A 19,248-nucleotide genomic window follows, 5' to 3' on the forward strand; every position below is an offset into this window, starting at 1 on the left:
ATCTTTATTTTTTTATTGTTACATTCTCTCAGGAACTTCGATTCCCAATAAATTAAATGCAGATTTAATAACTTCTGCTACTTTTTGAGAAAGCTGTACCCTGAAAATCTTTTTAGTCAAATCAACTTCGCCTAAAATATGAACAGATTGATAGAATGAATTATATTCTTTTACCAAATCATATGTATAATTTGCAATTAACGCCGGACTGTGATTTTGAGCAGCGTTTTGAATTACTTCTGGGAAAAGCTCGATTTGTTTTATCAGTTCTTTTTCTTTTTCGTGAAGCTCTTCAATATTTGTTTTGGCAGAAAAATCAAAATCAGCTTTACGGATTATCGATTGACTTCTCGCATAAGTATATTGAATAAACGGACCTGTATTTCCAGCAAAATCAACAGATTCTTCCGGATTAAACAAAATACGTTTCTTTGGATCAACTTTTAAAATGTAATATTTCAAGGCGCCTAAACCAATTGTTTTGTACAATTTCGCTTTTTCCTCTGTAGAATAACTGTCTAATTTTCCTAAATCTTCTGAAATTTGTTTTGCTGTAGCAGTCATATCTTGCATCAAATCATCGGCATCTACAACAGTTCCTTCACGGCTTTTCATTTTTCCTGAAGGCAAATCAACCATTCCGTATGATAAGTGATATAAACTTGAAGCCCAGTCAAAACCAAGTTTTTTCAAGATTAGGAACAATACTTTAAAGTGATAATCCTGTTCGTTACCAACGGTATAAACCATTCCACCAACATCTGGCATATCTTTTACACGCTGAATTGCTGTTCCAATATCCTGCGTCATGTAAACTGCAGTTCCGTCAGAACGTAAAACAATTTTGCGATCCAAACCTTCATCTGTCAAATCAATCCAAACTGAACCGTCTGGATCTTTTTCGAAAACGCCTTTATCCAGACCAACCTTAACAACATCTTTTCCTAATAAATAAGTATTGCTTTCGTAGTAATATTTATCGAAGTTAACTCCAAGATTATTGTAAGTAGTTGCAAAACCTTCATAAACCCATTCGTTCATCATTTTCCAAAGCTCAATTACTTTTTCATCGCCAGCTTCCCATTTTTTAAGCATATCTTGCGCTTCAACAATAATTGGAGCTTGTTTTTTTGCTTCTTCTTCTGTTTTTCCAGCTTCTATTAATTGATTGATTTCAGCTTTATAAGCTTTATCAAACTCAACATAATATTTACCAACTAATTTGTCGCCTTTTAAACCTGAACTTTCCGGAGTTTCTCCGTTTCCAAATTTCTCCCAAGCCAACATCGACTTGCAGATATGAATTCCACGATCGTTGATAATTTGCGTTTTGTATACTTTTTTTCCAGAAGCTTTTAAAATTTCAGCAACTGAATATCCCAACAAATTGTTACGAACGTGCCCCAAGTGCAAAGGTTTATTTGTATTTGGCGAAGAATATTCGACCATAACTGCTTTGTCCTCTGGATTTGGAGTTACGTAACCAAATTTACTATTGTCTTTAATTTCATTGAAGAAATTCAGATAATAACTATCTGAAATAACAATATTCAAAAACCCAGACACTACATTAAAGCGTGCTACTTCAGAAACATTTTCAACCAGGTAGTTTCCAATTTTATTTCCTAATTCAACAGGATTACTTTTAATGACTTTCAACAACGGAAAAATTACCATTGTAATATCGCCTTCAAACTCTTTTCTGGTAGTCTGAAATTCGATTTTATCAACTGAAACATCAAATAATGCCTGAATTGCTTTTTGTATAGAAGGTGTAAGAATTTGTGATAATGACATGTAACTTATTTTAAAGTGAGCAAAGATACAGCTTATTCATCAATTACAGAAAATGAAAAACATATAAAATCGAACAAAACGTTTAGAATTTCTTAAAAAAGCCTTTCAGAAGAATGTTAAAATTATCAAAAAATTAAAACGCTAATCTCCTACTAAACAGAACATCTCGGATTAGATTGAAAAAAAATTAAGTTTTTCTTGTAACATATCAATCATAAAAGAGTCTTAATAGAGACTTTGAAATCATTTAAAGCAAAAAAAATCTAACAAAAACAAAAAAACAATCATCATCAATCAAATCAAAATAATCAATTATTAATTATGAAATTAAAATTTTTTCTGTTCGCATTATTTAGTTTAATTGCAACAGCTCAGGCCCAGAATTCCGGGACAGTCTCGGGAAAAATTATCGAGAAATCGAATAACGCACCAATTTCGTATGCAACTGTCTCTGTAAAAGAAAACGGAAAAGTTATATCAGGCGTTAACACTGATGACAATGGTGATTTTACAATCAAAAATTTAGCATTAAAAAGTTACACTATCGAAGTTCAATATATTGGTTTCAAAAAATATGTTGGTTCTTTGATTTTAAGCGAAAACAGAAAAACCGCAACAGTAAATGTTTCTCTTGAAGAAGAAGCAACACAATTGAAAGGTGTAAATGTTGTGGCTGAACGCTCAACTATTGAACAAAAAATTGACCGTAAGGTAATTAATGTTGGGAAAGATTTGACTACTGCCGGAGCTTCTGCATCTGACATTATGAGCAATATTCCATCTGTAAACGTAGATCAGGATGGAAAACTTTCGCTTCGCGGAAATGACAATGTACGTGTATTAATTGACGGGCGTCCATCTAATATTGATCCTGCTCAATTATTGAAACAAATTCCTTCAACTTCAATCAAAAAAATTGAGTTGATTACAAATCCAAGTGCTAAATACAATCCAGAAGGAATGTCTGGAATCATCAACATCGTTTTACACAAAAATGCAAATACTGGTTTTAACGGAAGTTACAGTGGTGGTATTACTTTTGGAGAAACTGCAAAATACAATCAATCTCTTGATTTGAACTACAAAACCGGAAAAGTAAATTTCTTTGGAAATGGAGGACAAAACTTTGGAACTTACTACAACAAAGGAAGAATCCAAAGATTAGATCAGGATGTTGAGCAAAATTTGAAAATTTCTAACGAAAATGACAATTACTTGTACAAGTTAGGAATGGATTATTTAATCAATGACAAAAATACTTTGTCGTTCTATACAAATCAAAACAAATCAACTGGAAACGGAAATGTAATTACAGACATTGATTACAATAACGCTGATCCAAATATTTTCAATATTTACCAAAATTCAACTTATAAAGGTCCAAGCAAAACTGGAACTTATAATTTAGCGTACAAACATATTTTCAAAAAAGAAGGACATACTTTAGATTTTGAAGGAAACTATAGTGATACTAAAGTAAGTCAAAACGCAAATTTTGACACACAAACAACAAGACCTGATAATTCAGTAAACAATGTCGTTTATGGTGATAAAATTGGTGACCAAAGAAAATTAAGCACGTTAAACGTTGATTATGTAAATCCGTTAAACGACAAAACTACGCTTGAAGCTGGTGCTGAAGCAAGAATCACAAGAACAAATAATGATTACAACACTGGTAATCCGTTAGTTCCTGTTGACGAAAGAGTTTCAAACTATACTTACGATACTGATATTTATTCAGCTTATGTGACTTTTGGCCAAAAATTCAAAAAATTCAGTTACCAATTAGGAACTCGCTTTGAAAGCTACAAAGTAGAAGCGAATTTAAATCATGGTAAGGATAAATTTAATGATGACTATATTACATTATATCCATCGGCATATTTAACGTATAATTTAAACGAGAAAAATGTTTTGCAATTTAGCTACAGCCGTCGTGTTGACCGTCCGAGTATTGAGCAAACAAAACCTATTCGTGAGTTTTCTACACCATTAGTAACTTCATACGGAAATCCTGAATTAAGACCTCAGTTTACAAATTCTGTTGAAGTAAACTATACTAAAACTCTTAACAAAGGAAGCATTACAGCTGGTGTTTTCGTAAGAAGCATCAACGATCAAATCAGCAGAACTTTGAGTCCGGATCCAAATGATCCATCTGGATACAAACAAATTTTAAGCTATACGAACTATGACCACAACAGCGCTTATGGTTTTGATGTTTCGTTGAATTACAAGCTTACAAAATGGTGGGACATTCAACCATCTATTGATTTCTCAAGTATCAAGCAACAAGGTGTTGTATTTGAATTTGATCCTGCAACAAGCACAAGTGCGCCTCTTGAGCGTAGCGTAACAACTACGGCATTTAACGCACGTATGAACTCAAACTTCAAACCTACAAAACGTTTAAGTTTCTTGTTGTTCGGTTTTTACAGAGGACCAGTTGAAGATGTTCAGCAAAACAGACACGAAATGTACAAAATGGATATTGGTTCACGTTATACATTGTTAGACAACAAAATGAACATTAGCGTACGTTTTAATGATGTTTTCAAAACAATGAAATATGCTTTTGATGGAATTTATCCTTATCCACAAACAGGTCAGTTTTCTTGGGAAAGCAGAACAGTTTATTTAGGTTTGACTTACAACTTTGGAGGAGGAAAAATCAAAAACTTACAACGTAAACAAAGAGAAGATAACACTAATAAAGGTGGTGGCGGAATGTTTTAATCCCACTTTGATTAGTAGATTTTAATAGTTCTTGTAGAAAAGAAAAGCCTGGAGTATGCCAACTCCAGGCTTTTTTATTTTAGATTATAAAAAATTTCGCAATTCTTTAATTTCTTCTGGATTTGCAATTTCGGACTTATCTGTAATTGCTGATGAATGATAAAAAGTTGGAGTCAACTTATCTTGCAGTAATTTTATATTTGAAGATCTTAAGCCTCCTCCTGGCATAATTTCGATTCGGTCTTTGGCTAATTTTTGAATTTGTTCTAAATCAAAAATTCCTTCTTCAACATTTTTTCCTGTTCCTGAAGTCAAAATAGTTTGAAAACCACATTCAATTACATCCTCAAGTCCTTTTTCAATAGAATCTACAACGTCAAAAGCACGATGAAAAGTGCATGATAGCGGATGCGCTAAATGCACCAATTCTTTGTTTTGCCTTTTATTCACTTTTCCGTTTGGTTTCAAAATTCCGAAAACAAAACCGTCAACGCCTAACTTTTTATAGTGTTTGATATCTTGTTTCATTTCTGTAAGTTCTTCATCAGAATAGACAAAATCGCCGCCACGAGGTCTTATAATGACATGCATCTTTATTTTTACGCTTTCGCGGACTTTCACTACTAAAATAGAATTTGGAGTTGTTCCTCCTAATTCCATATTTTCACACAGTTCAATTCTGTCCGCACCGCTTTCCTGAGCAATTATTGCCGACTCATAATTGAAACACGCTATTTCGAGCTGATTTTTTTTCATTTGATTATTTTTTTGTCATTTCGAATGAAATCACAAGATTTGGGATATCAAAAGTAAAAAACCTGCTCCAAAAATGAAGCAGGTTTTAAAAAAATATAATGTAAGATGATTATTTTACCATTTAATAATTGCGCTCGCCCAAGTGAATCCACTTCCAAAAGCTGCTAAAACTACTGTATCTCCAGATTTTATTTTTCCTTGTTCCCAAGCTTCTGTCAAAGCAATTGGAATAGATGCCGCAGTTGTATTACCGTATTTCTGAATATTGTTGTGTACTTGGTCATCAGACAATTTGAATTTATTCTGAATGAACTGTGAAATTCTCAAATTCGCCTGATGCGGAATCAGCATATCAATATCTGAAACTTGTAAACCGTTTGCCTCTAAACCTTCATTGATAACTTCAGCGAAACGAACTACTGCATTTTTAAACACAAATTGTCCGTTCATGTATGGATAATAACTTTCGTCATTTGGATCATTATCTGCAAGAATATCGGTTACCCAACGCGCGCCCATTCCCGGTGCCTGCAATGCCAATTCTTCAGCATGCTGACCTTCTGAATGTAAGTGCGTTGACAAAATTCCTTTTGTCAAATCTTCTTCACGGCTCAAAACAGCTGCTCCTGCTCCATCTCCAAAAATTACCGAAACACCACGCCCGCGTGTTGTCATGTCTAATCCTGTAGAGTGGACTTCAGAACCAATTACCAAAATGTTTTTATACATTCCGGTTTTAATATATTGGTCAGCAACTGAAATCGCATAAACAAAACCAGAACATTGATTTCTTACATCTAAAGCTCCAACAGTTCTTAATCCTAAATCTCTCTGAACCAAAACTCCAGGTCCTGGAAAATAGTAATCCGGACTTAATGTAGCAAAAACTACAAAATCAATATCTTCTTTGGCAACGCCAGAACGTTCTATTGCAATTTTAGCTGCTTTTACGCCCATTGAAGTTGTGGTATCTTCCCCACGAATAATATGTCTGCGCTCCTGAATTCCGGTTCTTTCCTGAATCCATTCGTCATTGGTATCCATAATCTTAGACAAATCATCGTTGGTCACAACATTTGAAGGAACATAATATCCTAAGCCCGCTATTTTTGAATGATACATATTCTTTTTATTGTTTGTTAAAAAATTGGATTGCAAATTTACGTATAGTTTAAAACATAAGCACCCAAATTACTATTTTTTTCGTTATTAGCAATTTAATATACTTTAATTCTAAAGTTTATTAAAACCATTTCTTTTGAAAAAAATCAGTGTTTTGTTAAAAACAATGAAAAGTATTTAAATTATGCTTTAAAATGTAACAAGATTGAAGTACTTTAGTCAAACATTACGAATACCATTTTTTAAACCCCTAAAATTCAAATTATGAAATTAAAGGTTACATTACTCTTATTTCTAAACATTGGTTTTATTGCTTTTGCCCAAGAAAACTTAACGTACCAAAAACCATCAAAATCTATTTTAGATTTAGCCGATTACGAACGCGCTCCAACAGTATCAATGGATACTAAAAAGGAATATATGTTACTAATGTACAGGCCAACTTATAAAACATTAGACGACTTAAACCAAGAAGAACTTCGTTTGGGTGGATTAAGAATCAACCCAATCACTAACATTTCAAGTACAGTAACGTATTTAAACAATTTAAAAGTACGTAAAATCAGCGGTAAGGACGAAATACAAGTCACAGGTTTGCCTAACAATCCAAAAATCAGCAATATTCTTTGGTCACCAAATAACAAAAAAATATTGTTTTCGCATACTGCTGCAACAGGAGTTGAACTTTGGGTTATCGATGTTGCGACTGCAAGCGCGACAAAACTTACCGATGCTACTGTAAACGCAAATCTTGGTAATCCGTTTAGCTGGTTTTCAGACAATGAAACGATTTTAGTAAAAATGCTTCCTAAAAACAGACCGGCATTATTAGATGCTAAAAAAGATTTGCCAACCGGACCAATTATCTCAAATACTTCTGGAGAAAAATCTCAAAACAGAACGTATCCTGATATGTTGAAAAACAAAAATGATGAAGCAAATTTTGAAAATATTGTTACTTCTGAATTGTATAAAGTAAACCTAAAAGGTGACGCTGTTTTATTTAAAGATGCCGCAATGTATTTTGGAGAAAGAATTTCGCCAGATGGAAATTACATTATGCTGACTACAATTCAAAAGCCATTTTCATATGTAGTTCCATTATACAGATTCCCTTCAAGAACGATTGTTTATGATGCAAGAGGAAAAGAAATCAAAACAGTAAACGAAGTTCCATTAAGCGAAATAATGCCAAAAGGTTTTATGGCCGTTAGAAAAGGAAAACGTGAAATGGCTTGGAGAAATGATAAACCTGCAACATTAGCATTTGTTACTGCTTTAGATGAAGGAGATCCTGCAAACAAAGTAGAATTCAGAGATGAAGTTTTTCTTTGGGATGCGCCTTTTACAAATAACCCAACTTCATTAGCAAAAACACCTCAGCGTTTTAGCGATATTATTTGGGGGAATGACAATGTTGCTGTTATTTCTGATGAATGGTATGATACGCGTAATACAAAAACGTATTTAATCAATCCTTCAAATCCAAGTGAACAGCCAAAACTAATTACAGACAGAAATTCACAAGATGTCTATTCTGATCCGGGTGCTTTTGAAACAAAGAAAAATGAATACAATAAATATGTTTTAGCTATTGAAAATGATAATGCATATCGTATTGGGGATGGATTTACTAAAGCGGGTCAATTCCCTTTTATTGACGAATTCAATTTGAAAACATTAAAATCAAAACGCGTTTACACTTCTTCTTATAAAGATAAAAAAGAAGATTTATTAGAAATTGAAGATTTTAAATCAGGTAAAGTTTTAGTTCAGATTCAGTCTAAAAGTGAATATCCGAATTATTATTTCAGAAATATTAAAAAACAAAACAGCCTGACTCCAATTACAGCTTTTAAAAATCCTTTTGAAAGTATAAAAGATGTAAGCAAAGAAGTAATCAAATACAAACGTAAAGACGGCGTTGAGCTTTCTGGAACTTTATATTTACCTGCTGGATATGATAAAGTTAAAAAAGAGAAATTACCTTTATTAATCTGGGCTTATCCTGCAGAATACAAAGACAAAAATAGCGCTGGACAAGTGACTCAAAATTCAAATGAGTTTACAGTTCCTTATTACGGCTCGTTTGTATATTGGGTAACAAAAGGATATGCTGTTCTTGATGATGCTGCTTTCCCAATTATTGGAGAAGGCACAACAGAGCCAAATGACAACTTCATTTCACAATTAGTTGACAATGCTGAAGCTGCAATCAATGCAGTTGATGCTTTGGGATATATCAACCGTAAAAAAGTGGCTGTTGGCGGACACTCGTACGGAGCTTTTATGACGGCAAATTTATTGACACATTCTAATCTTTTCGCTTGCGGAATTGCACGAAGTGGTGCGTATAACAGAACATTGACTCCTTTTGGATTCCAAACTGAACAACGTAATTACTGGGAAGTTCCTCAAGTTTACAATACAATGTCGCCTTTTATGAATGCTGATAAAATGAAAACGCCAATTTTATTAGTTCACGGTGAAGCCGACAATAATCCTGGAACTTTTACTTTACAGACAGAGCGTTATTTCCAAGCTTTAAAAGGTTTGGGGGCTAATGCAAGAATGGTAATTCTTCCAAAAGAAGCACACAGTTATGTAGCCAAGGAAAACATTTTACACTTGCTTTGGGAACAAGATCAGTTTTTAGAAAAGTATTTAAAAAACTAATTTAGACACTAATTCTATAAAGCAAAACCCGACAGATTTGAAACTGTCGGGTTTTCTTTTTTAAGTATTCAAAATTATCTAATTATCAAATTGGCACATTTTCTAATTAAAGATAATTTAAGCCAAGAAATATTTCCTGTTCAAGAGGTAAATCAATTTCACTTTCAAAAAAGATCAATTGTCTTTTAAAAACAGTTTCGATTAAATAATGATTCCCTCTAAAATATGTTCTTCTGATTTTCACTTGCAATTTTGAATCGGCAACCATTTTAAATTGATGCGGGTATACCAATGTTTTATGAGTTTCATCTTCATAATCCAGCAATAAATGAGTTGCAACTTCATTCACTTCACCAAAAAGCGAAGCAACATATTTAGTTTGAGGATCTTCGTATATTTTTGTTGGATTATCTTTTACAATCACTTCTCCATTACGCATCACAATGGCTTCATCAGCAAACGATAATGCATCTGTGCTGTCGTGAGTAGCAATAATACAGGTAATTCCTTTTTGCTTTAGATATCTAAATAAATTTCGGCGCAAAGCATTTTTCCTAAAAGCATCAATCTGACTAAAAGGTTCATCAAGCAAAATTACTTCTGGTTCTAAAGCTAAAACTCTAACCAAAGCTACTCTCTGTTGTTGGCCTCCACTTAAAAATTTAGTTTTTACATTGGAAAAATTTTCCATTTCAACCATTTCCAATAATTCCTGAACACGCAGTTTTTTCATGTTGGCAAAGCCGTTCGAAAGGAATTTCCCAACATTCTCAGCCACTGTTTCATAAGGAGACAAATCAAAATCCTGAGCCAGATATTTCATATACGGCATTCCCGGAATCAAATTGTATTTTGGTCCTAAAACTGGTTTTTCGTTATAAAAAATCTTGCCTTCGTCTAAATCGTATAAACCATAAATTAGTTTTAGCAGTGTACTTTTTCCGCAGCCGCTTTCACCAATAATGGCGATATTTTCACCTTTATTTATAGTAAACGAAACGTTTTTTATAACGGGCGTATCAATGTACGAAAAAGAAATATTTTGAATATCGAGCATGAGTTGAATTTGAAAGTTCAAATTTACAATGTTTAATTTCTAAAGTCAAAAAAAAGCTGCTTCATTTAAGAAACAGCTTTTAATAAATTTTATTGCCTTTTAAAACTATTTTCCAGCTTCGGCTTTAGCATCGTTTACCATTTTGTCATTTGCAGTAATTGCAAACTCTACACGACGGTTTTGGCTTCTTCCTTCTGGAGTATCATTAGTAGCAATAGGATCAGCAATTCCTAAACCTGAAGTTTTGAAACGACTTGATTTTAATCCTTTTGAAACTAAATAAGCCTGAACAGAAGCAGCTCTTTGTCCTGAAAGTGTCAAGTTATATTCTGGTTTACCTGTATTATCAGTATAACCAAAAATTTCAATATTAGTATCTCCGTAATCATTAAACACAGGAACTAACTTATCTAAATTTGCTTTTGCAGTTGAAGTCAAAGTTGATTTGTTAGTATCAAAACGAACAGCATTTTCATTCAAAGTCAAGTGAATACCTTCACCTACTCTTTCAACATCTGCACCTGGAAGCGCCTGATCAATTTCACGAGCCTGTTTATCCATTTTATTTCCAATTAAGGCACCAGTTCCACCACCAACAGCAGCTCCAATTGCAGCTCCTAAGGCAGCATTTCCACCTTTACCTAAATTGTTTCCTAGAATACCACCAATAAGTCCTCCGGCAACAACTCCAATTCCAGCTCCTTTTTGCGTATTGTTAGCATTTTTTATTGAATCACAGCTTGCAAAAAAACTAGTCAATATAAGTAAACTACTCAACCCTAAAACTTTTATCTTTCTCATGTGTATATATTTTAATATTATTAGCCTTTTTTAATTAGCTCTTTGAAATTGGTACGTTACGTCCTTAACTTGTCCGCCAACGTTGATGTTGTCAATTAATTGGAAAGAATTATCACTCAGTCCTGCAACTTTAAGCAAATAACCTTCTTTTACATTTTTCGATTTGGTTCCAGGATTAACAATTTTAAGAACAAAAAGTCCCTGATTATTGATACTCCAAACAATTGGCGAAGTAAATGCTGTACAGCTTGGCGCGTTCAGGGTCATAGTGCCTTTGTTATTATTAGAAATAAAATTCCAAGTACTGCCAATAAAACATTTTGAATCTGCTAGATCAAATGAATTTACCTTAATGTAATCAGAACCAGGATAAGACACATTGGTTAAAACCCAATTTCCTTTAATTGCTACTTGAGTAGATTTGTCAAGTTTAGTAGAAAGTGTTGGCGCTTCTGTTGAAGCAGTTGTAGACGAAGCCGATTTACACGCAAAAAACATCGTGGCGATCATGCAAATGAAAATAATTTTCTTCATTTTATACATTATTTAAGTTAATACTTACGCGTTTAACAATTATTATACCACAAATATACGATTCGTTGAGATAATTTCTGTTCCAAAATCTATTTATTTTCTTTCAAAATTAACACTTCCGACATTTTGTCACCCAAAAAACAATTGGTATTCTATTTGAACAAATGAAAACCATCACGTTAAACTCAAAAATTAAAAAAATATGACAACAGGTAAAATTAATGTTTCGGTAGAAAACATCTTTCCCTTAATCAAAAAGTTCTTATACAGCGATCACGAAATCTTTTTACGTGAGCTGGTTTCAAACGGAACAGACGCTACTTTAAAGTTAAAACACCTAATCAGTATTGGTGAAGCTAAAGTTGAATATGGAAATCCGGTTATCGAAATTAAAGTAGATAAAGAAGGTAAAAAAATCCATATCATCGACCAAGGTTTAGGTATGACAGCTGATGAAGTAGAAAAATACATTAATCAGGTAGCTTTTTCAGGAGCTGAAGAGTTTTTGGACAAATACAAAGATTCTGCTAAAGATTCTGGAATTATAGGCCATTTTGGTCTTGGTTTCTATTCTGCTTTTATGGTTGCCGAAAAAGTTGAAATCATCACAAAATCATATAAAGATGAGCCAGCTGCACATTGGACATGTGACGGAAGTCCTGAATTCACTTTAGAACCTGCTGACAAAACTTCACGCGGAACTGAAATCATTCTTCATATCGCTGAAGATTCTTTAGAATTCTTAGAAGATTCTAAAATCAGTGGTTTATTGAGTAAATACAATAAGTTTATGCCTATTCCAATTAAATTTGGAACAAGAACAGAAACGCTTCCAAAACCAGAAGACGCTCCGGAAGATTTCGTAAACGAAACAATTGAAGTTGACAACATCATCAACAACCCAAATCCAGCCTGGACAAAACAGCCTTCTGAATTATCTGATGAAGATTACAAAAACTTCTACAGAGAATTGTATCCAATGCAATTTGAAGATCCGTTATTCAACATTCACTTAAATGTTGATTATCCTTTCAACTTAACTGGAATTTTGTATTTCCCGAAATTAGGAAACGACATGCAAATCCAGAAAGATAAAATTCAGTTGTACCAAAACCAAGTTTACGTTACTGATAACGTAGAAGGAATTGTTCCTGAATTTTTGACAATGTTAAAAGGTATAATTGATTCTCCAGATATCCCATTGAACGTTTCTCGTTCAGGTTTACAGGCAGACGGAGCGGTTAAGAAAATCTCAAACTACATCACACGTAAAGTTGCTGATAAATTAAAATCTTTATTCAACGAAAATCGTGCTGATTTTGAAGCAAAATGGAACGATATTAAAATCGTTTTAGAATACGGAATGCTTTCTGAAGATAAATTCTACGAAAAAGCAGGTGCATTTGTATTGTATCCAACTGTAGATGATACTTATTTCACTTTAGAAGAATTAAAAGAAAAACTAAAAGAAAACCAAACTGATAAAGATGGTAAACTTGTAGTTCTTTATGCTGGAAACAAAGATGCGCAACACTCCTATATTGAAGCAGCAAAAGAAAAAGGTTATGAAGTTTTACTTTTAGATTCTCCGATTATTTCACATTTAATTCAAAAAATTGAAGGTGACAACAGCGGATTAACTTTTGTACGTGTTGACTCTGATCATATTGATAATTTGATCAAAAAAGATGAAAACACGATTTCTAAATTATCTGATGATGAAAAAGCAGCTTTAAAAACTTCTTTAGAAGCCTATATCCCAAAAGCATACAGCGTACAATTAGAAGCTATGGATTCTCAGGCAGCACCGTTCATTATTACGCAGCCAGAATTTATGCGAAGAATGAAAGAAATGAGCCAAACTGGCGGAGGCGGAATGTTCGGAATGGGAAATATGCCAGAAATGTACAATTTGGTGGTAAACACAAATTCTGATTTAGCTTCAAGCATTTTAAATACCGAAGATAAAACGCATCAGGAACATTTGGTAAAACAAGCTTTAGACTTAGCTAAATTATCGCAAAACCTATTGAAAGGTGAAGCTTTAACAGCTTTTGTAAAAAGAAGTTTTGAGATGATTAAATAAGATTTTTATCTCATAAAATAATTTTCAAAAATCCCGTAAGTTCAGCTTACGGGATTTTTTTATTGCGATTCATTTTTTTTGTTACATTTGAAGACCTTTAAAATCTAACTTAACAAAAAACTACTATGAAAAAAATCTTTCTTTTAGTCACAACAATTTGTGCAACAGCATTAACCTATATTTCATGTTCAAGCAATGACGATATTGCAACTCAAACCGATACAACAGCTGTTGGCGCTTCGATCTCAATTGATGCCGCAAACGAAATGGATGTCAATACAGGATTATCTGTAACGAACAGCTCAGCTACATCAAAACCTGCAGCGGCAGTTTGCGCAACAATTACGGTTTCCACAGGATCTTATCCAAAAGTATATACGGTAGATTATGGAACTGCAGGATGCACAGATAACGGACTTACAAGAAAAGGAAAACTAAAACTTACTCTTACTGGACCAGTAACTACTACAGGAAGCAAATTGACAATTGAAAGAATCGACTATTCAATCAATGGAATTAAACTTGAAGGAACAATCGAATATACAAATACTACAACAGTTGCTACTGTACCACAATTTACTAGAAAAGTAACAAATGGAAAATTTACTGATTTATTAGGAAGAGTTTACACTAATTCTGGATCATATACCGTAAAACAAACTGCAGGTGTTGATACTCCATTTGTTCTTGAAGACAACGTATATGAAATGACTGAAGGAACGCACACTGTTACAACTGAAAAAGGCACAACTTTAACTTTTACTGTTCAGGAAACTTTGATTAAAAAATATTCTTGCCAATATATCTCAAAAGGAAAATTAAAAATCGAAGGCGGATTACTAAAAGGAGTTATTGACTACGGAAACAATGACTGCGACAGCAAATTTACTTATACTCACGAGAGCGGAGCAATCTATACATTATCAATGTAAGAATCTCATTTTTATAAAAATACACAAATCCCAAGTTAGAAATAAGTTGGGATTTATTTTTTATTAAAATTTAAACCACCATAACCACATTCAAACTATTTTCTTTATTTTGCACCAAAATCTAAAAAACCAATGAAAAAATCTATTATTGCCTTTGCTGCAATTGCCCTATTAGCATCATGTAGCAAAAAAAATGAATCTCCTGACAACCTGCACATCACAGGAAACATTAAAGGATTAAAAAAAGGAACTTTATATATTCAAAGAATTGTTGACACTTCGCTAGTTGCAATCGATAGCATTAAAATCGATGGAAATTCGGCTTTTGAGCGTGATATCAAATTAGAATCTCCAGAAATGCTTTATTTGTTTTTAGATAGAGGTGTAACGAATTCAATGGACAATAATATTTTGTTTTTTGCAGAACCTGGAAATATAAACATTGATACCAACTTGGATAATTTCATTTATAATGCTAAAATCACAGGATCTAAAAATCAAGAATTATATGAAGAGTATAAAAAAATAAACGATCGTTTCAATGATGAAAGTCTGGCTTTGGTAGAACCAAGATTTAAAGCAATGAAAAGAAACGACCAAAAAGCATTAGACAGCATTAACACAAAAGAAGACTCAAATACTAAAAGAAAATATCTTTTCGCTACAAACTTCGCTCTTAACAACAAAGATCACGAAATTGCGCCTTATATTGCTTTAGCAGAGATTTATGATATCAATGTAAAATTCTTAGATACGATTCAGAAATCGATGACACCAAAAGTAGCGCAGTCACTTTACGGAAAGAAGTTAACTAAATATGTTGCTAATATAAAAAAGCAAGAACAAAAAGCTCCGGTAGCTGCAGAATAAAAAATAAAAAAACGTCCTGAAATTCAGGACGTTTTTTTATACTAATAACTCGGTGTTTTAAAAATAATGCTATTTAAAATTATCTCCCTAACAAAGACCCTAAAATAGCAAACATAAAAATCAATGCATACAAGACCAACATCGAAACCATCAAAATACCAATAAATTTATAATGCGATTTTAAATATCCCAAAGAAGATGTCAATGCTTCAGAATCATTTTCTCTAAAAGCTCTTTTTGCATTCGAACCAAATCTGAACAAATAATAAACTGGAAAGAAATAAACTCCCGCTATTAATAAATAAAAGAAGCTCATAATAGCCCCAAAAGAACCTGCAAAAATTCCAACTCCTGCCATTGTACTTCCCATAGAAGCAAAAATGGCGCCGGCAAAAATTGCAATTACAACAAAAAGTACAACTCCTATAAATCCAAGAATTGACAAAAAGTAAGCCCACTTTGCTATTTCTTTTAAAAAATCTTTTGCAGATTGATCGAGATGCAGCTCGAATTTTTCAAATACTGAGGTTTCTTCCATTATGATTAGGTTTTTGGTTAAGAAACAAACATAAGAAAAATATTGTTTAAAAAAATCCAACCTAAAACTTGAAAACTTAGAATTCGGGCAAAAAAAAACCACCACATTTCTGTGATGGTTTTTGAGCCGATAGAGGGACTCGAACCCACGACCTGCTGATTACAAATCAGCTGCTCTAGCCAGCTGAGCTACATCGGCCTTTTTAACGGGTGCAAAGATAAAATTGTTTTTTTAATTTCCAAAAATAATTTCACACCTCTCTCTATAATTTAAAAAAACCATCACATTTCTGTGATGGTTTTTCGTTGAGCCGATAGAGGGACTCGAACCCACGACCTGCTGATTACAAATCAGCTGCTCTAGCCAGCTGAGCTACATCGGCCTCATTACGGGTGCAAATATAAAGCGGTTTTTCGTTTTTCCAAAATAAATTTGCCCTTTTTTATACTTTTTTTTGCTTACAATTCGTTGATTTTAGCAATCAATTGATTAGCAACTTGTTCCAATTCTACATTTATTTGCTTGAAATGCGCTTTTTTATTTTCAACGTTCTTTGCGTTCACTTTTGTGATCAAAGTATCAAATGCAGCGATAGCTTCATCAACTAAAGCATTCGTTTCTGGAGTAGGATTTCCTGTTGTTGACATCTCAAACAAGTAAACTGCCTCAATAATATCTCCTAATACGAAATTGATGTCTTTCTTTAAATTTTTAACGTTTGCCATTTTTATTATAATTTTAATTTGCGTTTGCAAAAGTACACATAATCTTTAGATTAAGTGCTATGAAATGTAAATTTCTAAAATTGAAGCTTTTCCACTCAAAATAAATGCATTTATCGCAGCGGGAACTAAAACAGTATCTCCTTTTTTATAAGTATGTTTAAAGCCATTATATTCAATTTCAAAACTTCCTTCGATACACATATAAACTGTAAAAGTTTCACCAGATTTAGAAACCTCGATTTTATTATCTAACGGAATAAAATTAGTTGTAAAGTAAGGACAATCAACAACTGTATTTGAAGTATTTGACTTTGTTTCATATTTCTTTTGTGTATCAACTTTATTGTAATTGATTGCATCTAGAGCCAAATCCACGTGAAGTTCTCGTTTATTTCCCTGCGCATCTATACGGTCAAAATCATACAAACGATATGTGATGTCAGATGTTTGCTGAATTTCAGCAACAACCAATCCGGCTCCAATTGCATGAACTGTTCCTGTTTCTAAAAAGAAAACATCTCCAGGTTTTGCTTTTACATCATCTAAAATCGAAACTAGTGTATTATCATGCAAATGTTTCAAATATTCTTCTTTACTAGAATCTTCTTTGAAACCAACGATAATTCTTGAATCAGAATCGGCCTGCATTACATACCACATTTCTGTTTTTCCAAAAGAATTATGACGTTCTTTTGCCAATTTATCATTCGGATGAACCTGAATTGAAAGATCTTCACGCGCATCTAAATATTTAAAAAGCAATGGAAACTGTTTTCCAAAACGATTATAAACTTTGCTTCCTAAAATTTCATTTGGAGTTTCATCAATAAGTTCCATTAATGATTTTCCTTTCAACTCACCATTTGAAACTACACTAACATCTCCCTGAACAGTTGACAATTCCCAACTTTCGCCTGTAATTTTAGAAACAATAGGTTTATTTAAAACTGTTTTCAGTTTTTCCCCACCCCAAATTCTTTCTTTTAAAATGGGCTCAAATTGTAATGGATATAATTCTGTACTCATATATTTTTTTTCGAGGCCAATATCTTTATTATTTAGATATTGATCTAATACTATTTTCTTAATTTATAATACTAATTCTTTAATAGTTTCCAATGCTTTCGGAATATGTTTCGCAGCATTCATACTATCAAAAATCAAAATAATAACACCATTTTTGTCCACAATATAAGTGACTCTTCCCGGAAGAAGGCCAAATAAATTATTGCGAACACCAAACAGTTGTCTTAATCTTTTATCCTGATCTGAAAGTAAAATAAAAGGCAACTTATGTTTATTTGCAAATTTGTGATGCGATTTTACACTATCACTACTTATACCAATAACTTCGGCTCCTAAATCCTTAAAATCTTCGTATTGATCGCGGAAACTGCAAGCTTCAGTAGTGCAGCCCGGCGTATTATCTTTAGGGTAAAAATAAATCACGAGTGGCTTTCTTCCTAAAACGCTCTGGCTTTCAAAAAGTTCTCCGTGACTATCTTTTGCAGTAAAATTCGGAACTATATCTCCTATTTTTAATGACATGTATTATTCTCCTTTATAAGTTACAAAATTGCGGTCCGTTTCATTCAGAACGATTTCCAAGTCGAAATCAGGCTGAATTCTTTTTCTAATTTTATTCCATATCACAACTGCAATGTTTTCAGCAGTTGGATTCAAATCCTGAAATTCCGGGACATCCAGATTCAGGTTTTTGTGATCAAACGGAATTTCAACTTCTTCAAGTATAATATCCGCTAATACTTTCACATCTAAAACAAAACCAGTTTCCGGGTCAATTTTTCCTGTAACACTAACCGTCAAACCATAATTGTGACCATGAAAATTGGGATTATTGCATTTTCCAAAAACAGCATTGTTTTTTTCCGATGTCCAATCTTTCCTGTATAATCGATGTGCAGCATTAAAATGTGCTTTTCTTGATATGGTTACTCTCATTTAGGCTTTTGGTTAGTTTTGGTTATAATTTATGGTCTTCAAGATAATGGTCAAATTCATCAAAAATTATCTTAAACCAAACAGTATAAATTTCGGGCTGTTTTTCAATATCAGCTTTAACATCTTCAATACTCATCCATTTCCATGCTTCAACTTCTTCTGGATTAATGTTCGGTTCATCATCATAATAGCCAATCATTACATGATCTAACTCATGTTCTGTCAAGCCATTATCAAAAGGCGCTTTATAAATAAAATGAAAAAGCTCTTTTAATTCGGCTTTAAATCCCATTTCTTCATACAACCTTCTGCTTCCCGCTTCAATGTTACTCTCACCTTCACGCTGGTGGCTGCAACACGTATTCGTCCAAAGTAAAGGGGAATGGTATTTATGATATGCTCTTTGCTGCAGCATAATTTCATTTTTATTATTTAATATAAAAACTGAAAATGCTCGGTGCAAAAGCGCTTTTTCATGTGCTTCTAATTTTGGCATCAAGCCAATCTGCTCGTCGTTTTGGTTAACTAATATTACGTTTTCTTCTGTCATATGGCGTATTGAATTAACAAAAATACGAAAAAAGAAATGGCTATAAAATCCTAGCAGACATTGTGAAAAGTTTAACTACTTTGATGTTTTCATAAAATTCTGA

General features: G+C 33.0%; 17 protein-coding genes and 2 tRNA genes. 5 read left to right on the forward strand and 14 right to left on the reverse strand.

Annotated elements, in window-relative coordinates; genetic code table 11:
- Positions 1-18: 18 nt before the first annotated feature.
- Entirely contained in the window at positions 19-1,797 is a 1,779-nt protein-coding gene (gene argS, locus GQ47_RS15420) for an arginine--tRNA ligase (protein ID WP_035650209.1), read from the reverse strand.
- Between the two features lie 321 nt (positions 1,798-2,118).
- Between argS and GQ47_RS15425 the strand changes: the two genes are divergently transcribed.
- Entirely contained in the window at positions 2,119-4,536 is a 2,418-nt protein-coding gene (locus tag GQ47_RS15425) for a TonB-dependent receptor (RefSeq protein ID WP_035650211.1), read from the forward strand.
- An 84-nt stretch (positions 4,537-4,620) separates the two neighbouring features.
- Here the strand turns inward: GQ47_RS15425 and GQ47_RS15430 are convergent, their stop codons facing one another.
- Complete coding sequence (locus GQ47_RS15430; RefSeq protein WP_035650214.1) at positions 4,621-5,292, reverse strand: copper homeostasis protein CutC; 672 nt, start codon at positions 5,290-5,292, stop codon at positions 4,621-4,623.
- 114 nt (positions 5,293-5,406) lie between these two features.
- Positions 5,407-6,414 (reverse strand): 3-oxoacyl-ACP synthase III family protein, encoded by a 1,008-nt coding sequence (locus GQ47_RS15435; protein ID WP_035650216.1) that lies wholly within the window; start codon positions 6,412-6,414, stop codon positions 5,407-5,409.
- 264 nt (positions 6,415-6,678) lie between these two features.
- Here GQ47_RS15435 and GQ47_RS15440 point away from each other — a divergent pair, with 264 nt between their 5' ends.
- Positions 6,679-9,090, forward strand: a complete 2,412-nt coding sequence (locus tag GQ47_RS15440) for a S9 family peptidase (RefSeq protein WP_035650219.1) — start codon at positions 6,679-6,681, stop codon at positions 9,088-9,090.
- Positions 9,091-9,196: 106 nt separating this feature from the next.
- Here GQ47_RS15440 and GQ47_RS15445 read toward each other — a convergent pair whose 3' ends face one another.
- From GQ47_RS15445 to GQ47_RS15455, 3 genes are all read right to left on the reverse strand, one after another.
- Positions 9,197-10,147, reverse strand: a complete 951-nt coding sequence (locus tag GQ47_RS15445; protein WP_035650221.1) for an ABC transporter ATP-binding protein — start codon at positions 10,145-10,147, stop codon at positions 9,197-9,199.
- Positions 10,148-10,252: 105 nt separating this feature from the next.
- Positions 10,253-10,948: a YiaD family glycine zipper/OmpA-like lipoprotein gene (locus GQ47_RS15450; RefSeq protein ID WP_035650224.1), complete on the reverse strand. Its 696-nt coding sequence runs from the start codon at positions 10,946-10,948 to the stop codon at positions 10,253-10,255.
- A 30-nt stretch (positions 10,949-10,978) separates the two neighbouring features.
- Complete coding sequence (locus GQ47_RS15455; protein ID WP_035650710.1) at positions 10,979-11,482, reverse strand: lipocalin family protein; 504 nt, start codon at positions 11,480-11,482, stop codon at positions 10,979-10,981.
- A 202-nt stretch (positions 11,483-11,684) separates the two neighbouring features.
- Between GQ47_RS15455 and htpG the strand changes: the two genes are divergently transcribed.
- The 3 genes from htpG (at position 11,685) to GQ47_RS15470 (ending at position 15,370) form a co-directional block, all read left to right on the forward strand.
- A complete protein-coding gene (htpG, locus tag GQ47_RS15460) occupies positions 11,685-13,568 on the forward strand; it encodes a molecular chaperone HtpG (protein ID WP_035650227.1) in 1,884 nt (627 codons plus the stop codon).
- Between the two features lie 125 nt (positions 13,569-13,693).
- Complete coding sequence (locus GQ47_RS15465) at positions 13,694-14,500, forward strand: hypothetical protein (protein ID WP_035650229.1); 807 nt, start codon at positions 13,694-13,696, stop codon at positions 14,498-14,500.
- 132 nt (positions 14,501-14,632) lie between these two features.
- Positions 14,633-15,370 (forward strand): DUF4369 domain-containing protein, encoded by a 738-nt coding sequence (locus tag GQ47_RS15470; RefSeq protein ID WP_035650230.1) that lies wholly within the window; start codon positions 14,633-14,635, stop codon positions 15,368-15,370.
- Between the two features lie 79 nt (positions 15,371-15,449).
- On the opposite strand, the gene GQ47_RS15475 is transcribed toward GQ47_RS15470, so the two are convergent.
- The 8 genes from GQ47_RS15475 to idi all read right to left on the reverse strand — a co-directional run bounded on the left by GQ47_RS15475 (position 15,450) and on the right by idi (position 19,145).
- A complete protein-coding gene (locus GQ47_RS15475) occupies positions 15,450-15,908 on the reverse strand; it encodes a DUF5362 family protein (RefSeq protein ID WP_035650231.1) in 459 nt (152 codons plus the stop codon).
- Positions 15,909-16,032: 124 nt separating this feature from the next.
- Positions 16,033-16,106: transfer RNA gene (locus tag GQ47_RS15480), tRNA-Thr, on the reverse strand.
- Positions 16,107-16,216: 110 nt separating this feature from the next.
- A tRNA-Thr gene (locus GQ47_RS15485) sits at positions 16,217-16,290 on the reverse strand.
- A gap of 76 nt (positions 16,291-16,366) precedes the next feature.
- Positions 16,367-16,633 (reverse strand): hypothetical protein, encoded by a 267-nt coding sequence (locus GQ47_RS15490; RefSeq protein WP_035650232.1) that lies wholly within the window; start codon positions 16,631-16,633, stop codon positions 16,367-16,369.
- 57 nt (positions 16,634-16,690) lie between these two features.
- On the reverse strand, positions 16,691-17,659 hold the full coding sequence (locus GQ47_RS15495; RefSeq protein WP_035650234.1) for a type I phosphomannose isomerase catalytic subunit: 969 nt from the start codon (positions 17,657-17,659) through the stop codon (positions 16,691-16,693).
- Between the two features lie 63 nt (positions 17,660-17,722).
- A complete protein-coding gene (locus GQ47_RS15500; protein ID WP_035650235.1) occupies positions 17,723-18,181 on the reverse strand; it encodes a peroxiredoxin in 459 nt (152 codons plus the stop codon).
- A 3-nt stretch (positions 18,182-18,184) separates the two neighbouring features.
- The gene (locus GQ47_RS15505) at positions 18,185-18,595 is read right to left on the reverse strand and encodes a 6-carboxytetrahydropterin synthase (RefSeq protein ID WP_035650236.1); all 411 of its coding nucleotides are present in this window, start codon (positions 18,593-18,595) and stop codon (positions 18,185-18,187) included.
- A 22-nt stretch (positions 18,596-18,617) separates the two neighbouring features.
- A complete protein-coding gene (gene idi, locus GQ47_RS15510) occupies positions 18,618-19,145 on the reverse strand; it encodes an isopentenyl-diphosphate Delta-isomerase (RefSeq protein ID WP_035650239.1) in 528 nt (175 codons plus the stop codon).
- Between the last annotated feature and the right edge of the window lie 103 nt (positions 19,146-19,248).

The organism is Flavobacterium sp. ASV13 (assembly GCF_000745775.1).
Lineage (GTDB): Bacteria > Bacteroidota > Bacteroidia > Flavobacteriales > Flavobacteriaceae > Flavobacterium.